Below are 13,316 nucleotides of genomic sequence, written 5' to 3'. Positions count from 1 at the left end.
AAGCTCCCCCTACTTTTTACATGACTAACCGGCCTGAGCAGCACGGAAAGTTATCATTTTGCATATAGACTTCTGAAACAAGTTTTAAATAGTCCATGGAGCTGCTTACATCCATATCCTCCGGATTCATCCGGTATTGCTTGCCATTCATCAAATTCCACACTTGCAGACGCTCCGGCAATTTGCCAAACGCTTTATAGCAATATACGACTGTCATATGGAAAAACATCTGCACCGCTGCCTCGTTTTCTTCCATCATATATTTATGAATGGCGAACGAATCTTTCGTCGGCTCCATGACTTGCATAATCATCGACAAACCCAAGTTAAGTTCTTCCACCCACACATTGCTGCTTTCAAAAAGCATCAGCGGGCATTCCACTGCATTTGGCCCGGTAAGCGCTTTGTACAGATGCATAAGCACGCTCCGCTTAACATCTACATAGAATCCAAGTGAATCAAACTTGCGAAATTTATTCGTCCAGCGACGCTCAAATAAGTTCATTAAGGTCAGAAACGTTCGAGATTTGAGCGGCAGCGAGTACCATTCGTTAATCGCGTGATAGGCGGCATATTGTGTAAGCTGTTTCCAATCCGGTTCATCCGGCCGGGCCTTGCTGATCACTTGCGTATGGCTCCGAATCCAACGCTCCAGTTGATAATCAGCGAGCACTTGCATGGTTCCCATGCCCATTCCGACTTCATTTGCGTTAATCATATGTATGGGACACCCCCGTGATGTGGTTGATAGCTCGAACTAATTGATAATGATTTTCAATTTCACTTAATATATCAAATGATAATGTTTCTCAATATAACTGTCAAGATATCTGCAAAAAAAAGTAAAAGGGAATCCCCAGCCCCTTATCGCGGCTTGCGGGATTCCCTTTTATTTCTCCTTCATTGCTTTCTCAGCTTCAGACTTGATATACAGGTTCCTCTGCAATAAAAAGTCACGCATATAAGCTTCCAAAAACCATTTGTCCGCTAATTTCCCCAGAACGCCCAGCGGAGAAGAATACTCAAAAATATCAATCATCCGCGTTTTTCCGCCTTCGGCCGGGATAAACTCGTGGGTATGTTTGAAATGTTTGAAAGCACCGCGGACTTGTTCATCAACAAAATAAGATGGGCGCTGCATTTCCGTTATTTTCGCGGTCAGCTTCTGTTTGATCCCAAAATGAATCGCTTCCCACGTCACAGTCTCTCCCAGTTCGATCAGTCCGCTTGTGCGGCCTGCTATCGGTCTTTCTCTGGTCTGAGCGGTTGACTTCGCATGGATATCGATGCTTCTGGCCAAGTCAAAGATGACTTCTGCCGGTGCGTGAATGAACAGTTCAATTCGAATGGACGGCATGCCATAATTCCTCTGCAATTTTTTTGAAAACGAGCGCTTGCTCCCACCGATTGGAGATCTCCTTCCCATCTTCTCCGACCATCGCGTAGGAAGCCGGTCCCAGCTCACACACAAACGGGAATGAATCCCCTTCGGCAGCTGTTTGCGCCCAATGTCTCATCCCTTCACGCCACCACCCGGCAAAATATTGCACCATGGGATGCTCGCCACGCTCCCCGATATCCACCTGAACTTGGTTGCCGTTCGATACTCGGGCATGAATGCTTGAAGTGCGCTGGAGCAGTTTGGCAAATAAACCTTCTGTCACCGGATCAACCCCTTCTTCGCCAATGGCTGAACCGACGATGTAGTGAGACAGATCGTTCGTTAGTCGCAGTTTCGGAAGCGCCTCAACATAGTCTGCTGTCCGAAGCAGATCTTGAGTCACACGTCCGCGGTGCGTTTCAACGAGGAAAGGGATGCCTACTTCCTCGGCTTGCTGAATGAGACTATTCAACCCGGAGATGGCTTCGATACCGACCGTATATTGATCCAGCACTTGCGCGTTGATATACCGGGCTCCGAATTGTTTGCTCGCGTGCAGGAATACCCTGATATCCTCTCCTGCACGCGGGAAGGGAACCATTTGTACCCCAAAACTAAAACTATACTCCTGCAGCAAACGATGCCATTTATCCGCTTCTTCCCCTTGGGGTAATCTTCCTAAAATACCGGTAAAGCCGGCTTCCGCCAGCTTCTCAAATTTCTGTTCCATGGACCATTCGGTCTCACCGTTTCCTAGTCCCGACATCGCCCACCAGGATTGTTGAACATCTAATCGTAAATGGCTGTTAACTGTCATCATTTTCGCCTCCAACAAACTCGATTCACTCACTAAAGCATTCTTGCAAAAAGCGAATAACTTTTCTGTGATGCTCTTCGCTCGTTTCGTGCCCCGAGAATGGATAATCGTAGATAAGTTTTGAACAAGTCAACCGGTTATAGGCGGCATATATCGTATCCGGCATGCAGACGGTATCCTTCCAACCGGCCGACATCAGCACAGGAGCCTGAATACGATGAGCAAGGTTCACGATGTCGAAATAAGCCAATGACTCCAGAGCCTGTCCCAACTTATCCGGATGGCGCTTCAAGTAGTTGGCAATCTCGGTAAGGGAGCCTGTGGAATGCAGAATGCCATAATCCAAATGGCACATATTCGGAATGTCGGCAACGACTGCCTTGACATGAGTGCTGAGTGCTCCGGCGAGCAGCGCCATGCCGCCGCCCTGGCTAGCGCCGACAACTGCGATTCGGTCGGCGTCGATTTCAGGCTGCTGCCGTGCGGCATCCACGGCGCGAACGACATCCAGCGCAAGCGCCATATAATAGCTGCGCTCCTTGGTGAGCAGGTTCTGCGAAACCCAGCCTTTTGCCGAACCGGCATCATCCTGAAGGTGATTGCCTGTTTCTCCTGTTTGGCCTCTGGCGTCAACGGCCAGAACAGCATAGCCGAGCAGCAGCCAGACGGCATACCGCTCAGGAAGGCCTCTGTCTCCGGTGTAACCGGGGAACATGACGACACAAGGCGGCTTCTGGCTTACACCCAGACTATCAGGGACGAGAAACCACGCGTGAATTGGCGTGCCGTCATGTCCGAGATAGGTCAGCTTGTCCATCCGTACAGAAGGAAAGAACGGGGATTGCTGTTCCCTTCGGATCGATAAAGGCTGCCGGGATGCCGCTTCGAGCGTGCTGCTCCAAAAAGTATCGATGCTGTTCCTATCAAGCGTTGGTGCTGGAGCGTATTGTTCCAGTTCTCTTTTGCGTTTCGTGAAAACATTCATTTTATGACATCCTCTCCAGATCGACAGGGTTCCTCTTCATGCTACCTCTCTTGAGTGATTATGTATATAGGTGTGGTGTGGCACGACTGTGATGCGCTGTAATCTCCCTCGCTCCAAGCGCCGCTAAAAATTCAGTCTTGCTGGTTGGTCAACGATACACCTTTGAGGAACCACAGGTCGTTATTCCAACTGATTCAGCCCGTTTCCGCGTTCAAGCGGAACTACAGGGCTTTATTTGACTGCCAAATCCGGTTTTCTTTAAGAAAACGAACAAATAACAGCCCATTGTTCCTCTCCACGCGAAAAAGAGCCTATTTCGATGAAATAGCGCCCTGTCGTTCCCTCTTTGTCAGGGAGTAGCAAAAATGCCCCAGCGGTACCAACCTTCCGCTGGGACAACTCATTTATTCGGAATCCTTGGATTCTTCCTCATTCTTTTCGAGCAATTTTGCCGGTGTCTCTTTGCTCGGCGCATTGAGTACCGGTGGCTTCACATCAGGCATAATAGGACGACTATGCCCATACAGCTGCACGAAGATTTCTTCAATCTCATCTCCGGTCAAGTCACCGCGCTGCAGCAACTGTTCCGCAATGGCATGAACGAAACTGTCGTATTCCTTGACGAGTTTCTTCACTTCGAGCATCTGATCTTTCAGCAGTTCATTAATTTTAGGTCGGAGCGCCTTCAAACCTTCAGCATGGGAGCCGACAGCGAGAAAACTGAACAGTTCATCGCCCATCCCAACCATGCCCAAGTATGAACCTGCCAGCAATGTTGCCTGCTGGAGATCCGAAGTTACTCCGTTCAATTTCTTGTTCAGGAACTCCTCTTCCACGGCACGAGCGGCCAGACAGACTTGAATTTCCGCTAAAATCTCGCTGTCGCTTCGGTTATAACGCTCATGCGTCGGTTTGGTCGCAGCCAGTCCGAGCGCACCGCCACGGCGAATAATCGTCACCTTCCACACGCGTTCGTGCGGCTTGAGCAGGAACTGCGCCACCGCATGGCCAGCCTCGTGGTAAGCCACATTCCGCTTCTCATCGTCTCTCATCGAACGAAGCGGCTGTTTGAGCCCCCACTCGTAGGTCTCCATCGCAGCTCGAAAATCTTCGTAACTAGCCACTTGGGCGCCACGCTGATGCGCAATGACTACGGCTTCGTTCACGATATGCTTGATCTGTGCGGGGCTGTACCCGATGGAGTCGAGTCCCGCCGCTTCCGCAGTAAGCGAAGCGTCCGTTTTCACTTTTTTCAAGTAATACTGGAAGATGTCTACCCGCCCGTCATAGTCGGGAACATCGACCCACAGCTGCCGGTCGAATCGACCCGGCCGCAGCAAAGCGGAGTCTAAGACATCAGGCAGGTTCGTTGCCGCAACCGTCAGCACCGCTGGACGCTCCGCCTTTTTGCGGCGCAGCCCCAACGAACGGAGCAGCTTGGCGATTTTAGAACTGTCGATATTCGGCGGGTCCATCTGCAAAAGCAGCTCATTGAGCAGGCCGGAGCCTCCGCCCATGCCCATCATTCCCATCATGCCTGCGCCAGCGCCTCCTTGGCGGCTCATGCCGATCGCATCGATCTCGTCAATGAAGATAATGCAGGCGCCGTACACTCTCGCGAGCTTCCGCGCCTTCCGGAAGATACCCATTACTTTCAGGTTCCCTACGCCGAAGAACATGTTCTGAAAGCTCGGAGCTGAAGCGTAAGCGAAAGGCACTTGCGCTTCGTTGGCAATTACCTGAGCCAAGTAAGATTTTCCGGTGCCGGGAGGCCCGCATAACAGCAATCCACGGATTGCCTCCCCACCCATCTCCTTGAACTCCTTGACCCCTTTGAGCAGGGTCACAATCCGCTTCGCATTCTCAACAATTTCGGGGTTCCCCCGATAATCGTCCCAGGTTGCGCCGGTCTCGCCTGGCAATATCCAGTAGGTGCGTCCCCTGGCAAGAAACCAGAAGAGTGCTACGAACTGGATGATCATGAATAGTACTGCGAATAACAACTGGAATAACAAGCTGGCGATGGTTAACGCGGCATTCCAATAGGTCGGCCCTCCAACGAACAAAACTAAACCGATGATAACGAGGGCTGCTAGCCAGAGGATGAATTTTCGCCACCTAATCCACTGATATCTCCTCATGGCTTCACTTCCTTTCCTGGGACCAACTTAAAGAAGGCCCGCTAGTTATTTATTGGAAAATTCTTTTGATATCCAATAAATATTTGAGAATGACAGCGAGCCCACAGATGAAATAAAAAATCACAAGAATCCAACCTGTGGGATCGATTGAAACTAAATTTACAAGCACATTCAAAGGTAAAACATAATAGAGGACATCTTTTAAATAACCTAGTACAAATGTAACATCGAATGCTCCTTCCCAGAACATTTTGAAGAAGGAAATTAGAAAATGGATAATCATTAGCCCGAATATGGCCCATAATGTGTAAATCATCCAGCCCGCAACTGTTAATATCATTTTTCACCACCACCTTCCTACATCGTATGCTAGGAATACTGACAGGTGAAAATGATATGAGATTCAGTTTCGACACTAGATTAAAACCAATATATTCTATTTATTTCATATTAAGACCGAGTGCGGTTTAAAATCAAGCACAATGTTAAGAGGGCTCCATTTCAGAGTATGCGGATGAAAAAATTGGAATTTCACTATAAGAAATAACAGTAAACATGTACATAAATGTTACCATTTCTTCGGTTGATTTCCATCATTGGATGAGGGATGGACGAACGCAGAAAAGGTCAACCAGACATCCCGGTTGACCTACGATTTCATGTTTTGCCATGGACTTCTTTACTCGAAGAAAGACGCTTTTTTCATGTAGACGACTTCTATTTTCTCATGCAGCGGTCCGTTTACTTCAGATTTTGACTTAAGCTCTAACCACTCCGGATCTTCGAAAAAGGCTTGGAAGTTCCGTTCACGAGAAGCCATGTCCGCATGCTCCAGTACGTAATACAACCGCTCTTTGGATTCGTCCGCGTCTACCCAGAAATTCGTTACCTTCATCTCATGTTTAGCAAAAATGCTAATCGTACCATCCCGAAACCGATTCAAAATAGCTTCCATTTTCCCGGGAGTCACATCGTAGATCCGCAGTTCATATAGCATAATCCATCCCCCTATATCATTCAGTATTTGTCTTGGTGCAGAAAATTATTTACAGCTTACCACTGCCCAGCATTTTGGCCGCCATCGACATGAAGAATCTCGCCTGTTACGAATTGTGCTGTTTCCAGATAAACAATAGCGTCAACAATATCCTGAGCCTCGCCCATTCGGCCTACAGGGTGCAATTGAGCCAAATAATCATGGGTCTCAACCGCATGCATCGGCGTTTTCGTAACCCCTGGAGCGACAGCATTCACACGAATCCCCTTGTCCGCATACTCAATCGCCAGTGATTTCGTGGCAGCGTTCAATCCTCCTTTGGAAAGTGCAGCAAGGACGGACGGCACAGTTTTAATCGGCTGCTCGGCAGCTCCGCTTGCCGTAATGTTGACGATATGGCCGGAACCTGCTTTCTGCATTACCGAGAGCACACGTTGGGTAACATGGAAAAATCCTTCCACATTGGTCGCTAGAACCGATCCAAATTCGTCTTCCGTAATTTCCGTGAATGGCTTAGCAATAAAGATACCTGCGTTATTTACGAGTGTGTCGATACGTCCAAAGCGAGCAAGCGTTTCGCTGATTAAACGTTCAGCTGTTTGAGGATCTGAAATGTCGCCAGCCACATATCCGATTTTAGCCCCCGTTGGATCAACCTCTCTTGCTGTTTCTGCCAGCTCTTGTTCGCGGCGCCCATTGATAACTACGTTAGCTCCTCGTTTAACAAATTCCATTGCGGCTGCTTTCCCAATACCACTGCTTCCACCTGTAATGACTACTGTTTTGTTTTGAAAATCCATGAGTATATTCTCCTTTGTATACCTATTAAAAGGTAGGTATTATTTAAAAAAAAGATCTGCTGAGCTGATCTACTCCTTCATCATATAACAAGACGGATATCCTGAATAATATAGATTCGTGATACCCAGTATCTCAAATACATATAGCTAAACGAAAAACGTCGTACTATAACTTTTGTAAATTGAAAAAAATAGAAAATTCGCAACTCCCCCTTACCGCGTTGCACTTGGTTTTGAAATACCAGTCGCAAGGTTGGCACTGAGCAGATTGGTAACTTGACGCGAGGCGGTCATACAGATGGGGATGGTCACTTAGCGCAGGAGGGCTCCGTTAGAATTCATTCAATCGCAGCCTTCAATAATGGCCAATTTCTTCTCAGCGTAGAAAACAGAATAGAGCGGTTTTCACGCTATTCTGATTGAATACATTGTATTTTTTGCAATGAAGAGCTGTGTGGTGGGATTTTAAGCAGTTTTATATTGTAGAAAGTGCAATATAACATTGTGCGAGGACCCGCCGCCAGGGGAGGGAATATCGACACTTGACGCAAGGCCAGCACGCAGAGCGGAGTTGTCAATTGGCGCGTGGCGGCCAAACGCCAAGCTATGATTGCTTAGACCGAGATGCTCATTCCTCGCTTAACTCCGCTTATCCAAACCAAAAAACTTATATGTAAAAAAACCGCGATAAATCGCGGTTACAATGGCATCATTTCATTTTCCCATTACCGAATCAGTTTGAGCTGTATCCGATCAGCCTTGCCAATGCCCAGCGGCAGACTCACCGCGCCCAAGAGGACGATGAGAGCAGCTCCAATTAAAGCGGATAAGTAGCTGCCATTTCCCGAAATCAGATGACCAGCAACAAGGGGTCCGATGATTTGCCCCAAGCCGAAAAAGGTGGTTAACAGCCCAATTATTTTCCGGTTATTCTGCGGATACAAATCTTTGGCAAAAGAAACGGTCAACATCGTGATTCCCATAAAAGTTGCCCCGAACAGAAAGGCGCCGACAAATACGGCCGTTGATGAATGAATAAGCACCGGAATCGCGATGCCAACGGATTGTAAGATCATAGAGACGGTCAATGTCCACTTTTTTCCCCATCGGGTAGCTAACTTCGACCACAAGAGGCATGAAGGCGCTCCAGCGATACCAACCAAAATCCAGCTGAGTGATGCGATATTGGGAAGGTTGGAAACCGTCTTAGCGTACGCTACAAGGTAAGTCCCCGTAACAATATAGCCCAAGCCTTCCAATCCGTATGCAATCGTTAACCATATCAATATCCGACGAACCCCTGACAATTGCTCGTTACGAGGCGACTGAGCCATTTTCGCTCCGGAATGCTTGTCCCGCAGCAAGTACCAGGCTGCCAAACCCAGGAGCAGACTAATCAAGCCCAATCCCTTCCATACTTCAATCCAATCGCCGGTCTTAGCAAGCAGCGGAACAGTGACTCCGGTCAAAAGAATGCCCGCCCCCACACCACCATAAAATATGCCAGCTTGGAGCTGCGATAAGCGATCCATAACCATGCTGGAGGCGATGACAAACACAACCGCGCTGGCAAGACCCGACAAAAAACGGAGCAAGAGCCAGATCTCAAGAGTGTGGAATTCCCCCATTCCCCAAGTCGTTACAATGCTGGCGATTAACCCTACAAATAACAGTCTTGAACGATTATTCACTTGAACCAGGGTCAGAAGAAACGCGCCAATCAAATACCCCAAATAATTGCTTGAAGCCAGATAACCCGCTCCGGCTGGTGAGAACAGATGGTTTTCCATCATCATCGGCAGGATGGGGGTAAAGGCGAATCTTCCGATTCCCATCGCTACCATCATTGCCGCAATACCTCCTATAAGAACAATAACCGTGTTTCTTTTCATTACGCGTTCCTCCTTTATTATTTGTGGACCGCGTAACCATGATACTTTGATTTTTGCTCTTCTGCATAATACAGAATAATGATGTGAAATATCTTGAATTCAGATATCCATTGGAGGAGATAACTTCTCCTCCGCAGTTTAACTTGTTGATAGCCCGGTAGGAGCGAATTTTGGGGAGTGAAGAACGCCAGCGCAGCTAAAAATATCAGCTTTATTGAGACGCTTGGTGGAAAAGGGAACCTCTTACTTGAGTTAAGCTAACAAACGGTACACCTTTAAGGAACTACTGGTCGCTATTCTTGCAAATTAAACCGTTTTCGCGTTCAAGCGGAACTACAGGGCCTTATTTGGCTGCTCATCCTGTTTTCTTTAAGAAAACGGACAAAATAGCAGCCCATAGGAGGCTGTCGATTAACTGATCATAACTTCGGGGAGTGCTTAACCCTAATAAAATGTTAAAAGCCGTCAGGGAACTTCCCTGACAGCTGCTTTTACTCATGTATGTTGGGAAAAGATCTATCCCCTAGAAAATCCGCTGCTTCCAACCCAGCAGCTTGGCGATTGCCTCAACGTAATAGTAGTCGCCGTAGATAAGTGATACATTAATGTTTTGCCCGGCCGGTTTGTTGCCAGTGCCTTCTAGCAAAATAGCCTGATGCTCCGGCTGATCCCATGTCCCGTAATTCTGTGTAAGCGACAGCAGGATGCGCTCCGCGGCACGGCGGTATATATTGCCTTCAACGGCCGGCAAGAAGTCTGCCAGCTCAATCAACCCCGATGCGGCGCAAGTAGCAGCCGATGTATCCCTAGGCTCAGCATCCAGTGATTCAGCCGCGCGGAAATCCCAATGAGCAACATGATCTTCCGGCAGGCACGCCAGGAAATAATTCGCTACACGCTGTGCCGCACGCAAGTAACGCACTTCTCCCGTGTAACGGTAGACGTTCGCGAGACCATTCAGCGCCCAGGAAGCTCCGCGGCTCCAGGCTGACTGCGGCCCTGCCCCTTGGCCGCCTAAGGATTCAATCAACTCTCCCGTCTTCGGATTGAAGCTAAGGATATGATTCACAGAACCGTCTTCGCGGATAAATTTATCAACAACCGTATCCGCATGGGCTCTGCCGATTTGCTCAAAACGCGGGTCGCCCGTCATTTCCGCCGCCCAGAACAGGATGGATAAGTTCATGGTGGAGTCGACAATAGACCAGCCGATTTTCTCCTGATTCCATGCACGAAGGAAGCTGCCTGCCAGGTTAAACCGGCCTGCCAAGAAATTAGCCGCCTGCAAGCCACGGCGCAAACCATCGCTGTCGCCAGTCAATTTATGCTTGATAACCGCTGTAGGCAAATATTGAAAGCCAACATCATGATGAAAATTGTTGGTCCGAATGCTAGCTTGCTCCAGCTTTTCATCCCAGCGCCATGCGGCTTCCTTATAATGTTCTTTCCCTGTCAGATCATGAAGAATCCAAAGAATTCCGGGCCAGAAGCCGGATGTCCACCAATCGATCCGCATGTCATCGTACAGTCCATCTTCTTTGGCTACATGCGGTGATTTGTCTCCAAGCTGCTCAATCATACGATCGACTTTTACCTGCAGCGCTTCCCAGACTTGGGGTAAAATTTCTTCAAACTTTTGGGCGCTATTCCATGTTGCTGTTTCGTTCACACTCATCGTTATAACCTCCTATTAATTGGTTTCAACTCTTCAACCGTTCAACCGTTCAACCCTTCACTACAACTACCTGAGTAACGGTAGGCATTCCCTCACAAGCCGCGCTGATAACAGATGTATACGGGCGCTGCCCATCACGACCGGACTTTGAAATCAAAGACGAAGCCGGGCCACCTGCACTTACAAAATCCGTCACCGTAATCCCAGCCGGCAAACCGCCATACGGATCTACATAAATCCCCGCACGGCCTGATGCTAATTGTGTAAGCCTCGAGCCGCGAATCGTGCCTAGATTGTCCAGCAGTTTGCCGTCACCGGCTAATCCAAAACGTACAAAGGACGCTGCATCCGGGCAAAATACACCTGCCGCATCATAGGCGAGTACTTCTGCGTATATCCTGCCGTCTTCAAGCGTTGTTGTCGTCAGCTCCAGCTGCGCCGGCTCGCCCCATGTCTCCGTTTGATAATGGAAACTCAGCTCGTCGCTCACTGTAACCCCGCCACGAACCGCTTCTGCGCGCAGGTGGTTTTCACCAACATGCAATGCCGTCTCCCAACGCAAGCCTGCGCATGGGAAATTTTGCGAGTCGCGGCGCTTCACGCCAAGGCTTTCGCCATTGAGGAACAACTCTACTTCCTCCGCATTGGAATACACCTTGATCATCTTCCGCTCGCCTTCGGCTCCCCAGCGTACCGGCATGGTATGACCATATAAGCGCACCATCGGTTTCTCAGACCAATAGGATTGAAAAACATAATAAGCCTCTTTCGGCGTCAGATCCCGCTCAACAATCCCTTTCATATTCAAATAAGGAATCGGCGAATCCGGCCGCACCGGCGTGGAGAAATCCTTAAACGACCACTGTGCCGCTCCCGTCAACCAGCTCATATTCTCTTGCGATTTCAAGTACCAATCGATCATTTCGCAGAAATAGGTCTCTGACCAGTCGCCGTCACGAGATACACGTGGCTCACCGCCGGTCAGCAAGTAATCCCCGTCCCGCTCGTCTGTCTCCCCTTCGGATTGTTTCATAAAAGTAAAGCCCGTGTAGGTTTCCTCAACATGCCGGGTCGGCAAATTATCTGCGCCCCATTCCATATGGAAGAAGGAGTCCACATTCTCGAAAGCTGTTTTACTGCTTGTCTCATAGTCCGTATAGACACCGCGGTACCAACCGGCCCAAATCGAAGGCGAATAAACATCAACGATATCCTTGCAAAACTCACAGCGGCGAATCGACGTTAATCGGCTCGGGTCGAGCTTATGCGAGAGTTCATGCAATTCCTTCATGAAGGCGCGGATTTCCTGCTGATCGAAGTAATCGAAATCGCATTCCCAATCATTCTCATTCCCAAGACCCCATAGGATAATCGAAGGGTGGTTGTAATGCTGTTCAATCATTGCTGTGAGCATGTCGGTGCACTGCTGACGGTATTCCGGCCCGCCAAGGCCTCCGCGGCACCAAGGAATTTCTTCCCAGACGAGGAGCCCAAGTTCATCGCATAAGTCAAGCACGATTCGCGACTGTTGATAGTGGCCGAGGCGAATAAAATTAGCGCCCATGTCCTTGATCAACTGCATTTCTTCACGAATCAAATCCTCGCTCATCGCTGCGCCTACGCCTGCATGATCCTCATGGCGATGCGTTCCTCGCAGCAGAAGCCGTTCGCCATTAAGCTTAAACGGTCCCCGTTTGACAAACTCGAAGCTGCGGAAACCAAATGGCTCCGTCAACACCGATTCGCCATCTTCACAAACCAGCGCCACCGAACAGTGATATAAGTTCGGTTCGGACACCGACCATAGCTTCGGCCCAGGTACTTCCAAAGCTGCGAGCTCTTTCTCCCCCTGCCATGCCGGTAAAGTCACTTCGGACTGCCCGATAACCAAGCCATCCTGCTGCGTTACCTTAATCGTTAAAGTAACATTTCCGGCTATGGCATCCGGATTATAGAGCTTCGCCCGCACTTTGACTTTCCCGTTATTCGCTTTTCCACCAACAATCGCATCTAAATCAGTCTGAACATGTACGTTGGACAAGGAAATCTGCGGCACATACACAAGGTTCAAATAGCGATACACGCCGCCATATAGATTGAAATCGCTTGCATCAGAAGGAATCGTCTCTAACTCCCTGCTGTTATCACACGCAATCGCCACCGGAACTTGCCCTGCGTAACGCTCTATTCCCTTAGCCCGCTTCACAGCCTCCGTAATGTCCACGGTAAATTCATCGTAACCGCCCAGATGCGAATCTACTTTCTCTGTGTACACATAAACATCCGTACGCTGCCCGGCACCTTCAAAATGCAGCAAGGTCCTCCCCTTCGGATATGGGTTATCGACCTCTAACCGGCTTCGGTACCAGCCTTGTCCTTGATAATACTTGCTGTCCGGGTCCATTACATCATACCCATTGTAGGTGTGGGGAAGCGTGACTGTTTCCCACGGCACATTATAGTGATTTTGCAGCTTATCTGACCGCCAAACCTCCCAAGCACCTCCTAAGGATCCACGGTAATGCTCCCAATTTTCGTTTAACCTGCGCTTTTTCATGAACGAGTCGTTCCTCCTCTAGCTGCTCCATTACCTATCCTCATCGTACCAAAAAAAAAGCGAATAATGTG

The 13,316-nt window shown here is 48.9% G+C and carries 11 protein-coding genes; all 11 read right to left on the bottom strand.

The window, feature by feature from the left end; all coding sequences use genetic code 11:
• Positions 1-16: 16 nt before the first annotated feature.
• The gene (locus AC3WTJ_RS13375; RefSeq protein WP_492522164.1) at positions 17-718 is read right to left on the bottom strand and encodes a hypothetical protein; all 702 of its coding nucleotides are present in this window, start codon (positions 716-718) and stop codon (positions 17-19) included.
• A gap of 171 nt (positions 719-889) precedes the next feature.
• A complete protein-coding gene (locus AC3WTJ_RS13370; RefSeq protein ID WP_492522163.1) occupies positions 890-1,357 on the bottom strand; it encodes an SRPBCC family protein in 468 nt (155 codons plus the stop codon).
• Positions 1,338-2,201: a sugar phosphate isomerase/epimerase family protein gene (locus AC3WTJ_RS13365; RefSeq protein WP_492522162.1), complete on the bottom strand. Its 864-nt coding sequence runs from the start codon at positions 2,199-2,201 to the stop codon at positions 1,338-1,340. Before AC3WTJ_RS13365 ends, AC3WTJ_RS13370 begins: the two co-directional genes overlap by 20 nt.
• Before the next feature lie 22 nt (positions 2,202-2,223).
• Complete coding sequence (locus tag AC3WTJ_RS13360) at positions 2,224-3,183, bottom strand: acetylxylan esterase (protein WP_492522161.1); 960 nt, start codon at positions 3,181-3,183, stop codon at positions 2,224-2,226.
• A gap of 404 nt (positions 3,184-3,587) precedes the next feature.
• On the bottom strand, positions 3,588-5,324 hold the full coding sequence (locus tag AC3WTJ_RS13355) for an AAA family ATPase (RefSeq protein WP_492522160.1): 1,737 nt from the start codon (positions 5,322-5,324) through the stop codon (positions 3,588-3,590).
• Between the two features lie 49 nt (positions 5,325-5,373).
• Positions 5,374-5,664, bottom strand: coding sequence for a hypothetical protein (locus AC3WTJ_RS13350; RefSeq protein ID WP_145655719.1), 291 nt, complete (start codon positions 5,662-5,664; stop codon positions 5,374-5,376).
• 339 nt (positions 5,665-6,003) lie between these two features.
• Positions 6,004-6,321: an NIPSNAP family protein gene (locus tag AC3WTJ_RS13345; protein WP_492522159.1), complete on the bottom strand. Its 318-nt coding sequence runs from the start codon at positions 6,319-6,321 to the stop codon at positions 6,004-6,006.
• 56 nt (positions 6,322-6,377) lie between these two features.
• Positions 6,378-7,121: an SDR family NAD(P)-dependent oxidoreductase gene (locus AC3WTJ_RS13340; protein ID WP_492522158.1), complete on the bottom strand. Its 744-nt coding sequence runs from the start codon at positions 7,119-7,121 to the stop codon at positions 6,378-6,380.
• A 725-nt stretch (positions 7,122-7,846) separates the two neighbouring features.
• Positions 7,847-9,013, bottom strand: a complete 1,167-nt coding sequence (locus AC3WTJ_RS13335; protein WP_492522157.1) for a YbfB/YjiJ family MFS transporter — start codon at positions 9,011-9,013, stop codon at positions 7,847-7,849.
• Positions 9,014-9,536: 523 nt separating this feature from the next.
• Positions 9,537-10,688 (bottom strand): glycoside hydrolase family 88 protein, encoded by a 1,152-nt coding sequence (locus AC3WTJ_RS13330; protein WP_492522156.1) that lies wholly within the window; start codon positions 10,686-10,688, stop codon positions 9,537-9,539.
• Positions 10,689-10,737: 49 nt separating this feature from the next.
• Positions 10,738-13,245 carry a glycoside hydrolase family 2 TIM barrel-domain containing protein gene (locus AC3WTJ_RS13325; RefSeq protein ID WP_492522155.1) on the bottom strand — a complete coding sequence of 836 codons (2,508 nt, stop codon included), beginning with the start codon at positions 13,243-13,245 and terminating at the stop codon, positions 10,738-10,740.
• Positions 13,246-13,316: the final 71 nt, after the last annotated feature.

The organism is Paenibacillus sp. FW101-FHT12H11, from assembly GCF_058790355.1.
The sequence above is the reverse complement of the archived record's forward strand: the minus strand, read 5'-3'. Positions and strand labels throughout refer to the sequence as shown.

Bases quoted from the DNA above. Each gene is read 5' to 3' on its own strand.
- AC3WTJ_RS13330 (WP_492522156.1), bottom strand. From the start codon at position 10,688: ATGAGTGTGAACGAAACAGCAACATGGAATAGCGCCCAAAAGTTTGAA.
- AC3WTJ_RS13335 (WP_492522157.1), bottom strand. From the start codon at position 9,013: ATGAAAAGAAACACGGTTATTGTTCTTATAGGAGGTATTGCGGCAATG.
- AC3WTJ_RS13375 (WP_492522164.1), bottom strand. From the start codon at position 718: ATGATTAACGCAAATGAAGTCGGAATGGGCATGGGAACCATGCAAGTG.
- AC3WTJ_RS13345 (WP_492522159.1), bottom strand. From the start codon at position 6,321: ATGCTATATGAACTGCGGATCTACGATGTGACTCCCGGGAAAATGGAA.
- AC3WTJ_RS13370 (WP_492522163.1), bottom strand. From the start codon at position 1,357: ATGCCGTCCATTCGAATTGAACTGTTCATTCACGCACCGGCAGAAGTC.
- AC3WTJ_RS13360 (WP_492522161.1), bottom strand. From the start codon at position 3,183: ATGAATGTTTTCACGAAACGCAAAAGAGAACTGGAACAATACGCTCCA.
- AC3WTJ_RS13365 (WP_492522162.1), bottom strand. From the start codon at position 2,201: ATGATGACAGTTAACAGCCATTTACGATTAGATGTTCAACAATCCTGG.
- AC3WTJ_RS13350 (WP_145655719.1), bottom strand. From the start codon at position 5,664: ATGATATTAACAGTTGCGGGCTGGATGATTTACACATTATGGGCCATA.
- AC3WTJ_RS13355 (WP_492522160.1), bottom strand. From the start codon at position 5,324: ATGAGGAGATATCAGTGGATTAGGTGGCGAAAATTCATCCTCTGGCTA.
- AC3WTJ_RS13340 (WP_492522158.1), bottom strand. From the start codon at position 7,121: ATGGATTTTCAAAACAAAACAGTAGTCATTACAGGTGGAAGCAGTGGT.
- AC3WTJ_RS13325 (WP_492522155.1), bottom strand. From the start codon at position 13,245: ATGAAAAAGCGCAGGTTAAACGAAAATTGGGAGCATTACCGTGGATCC.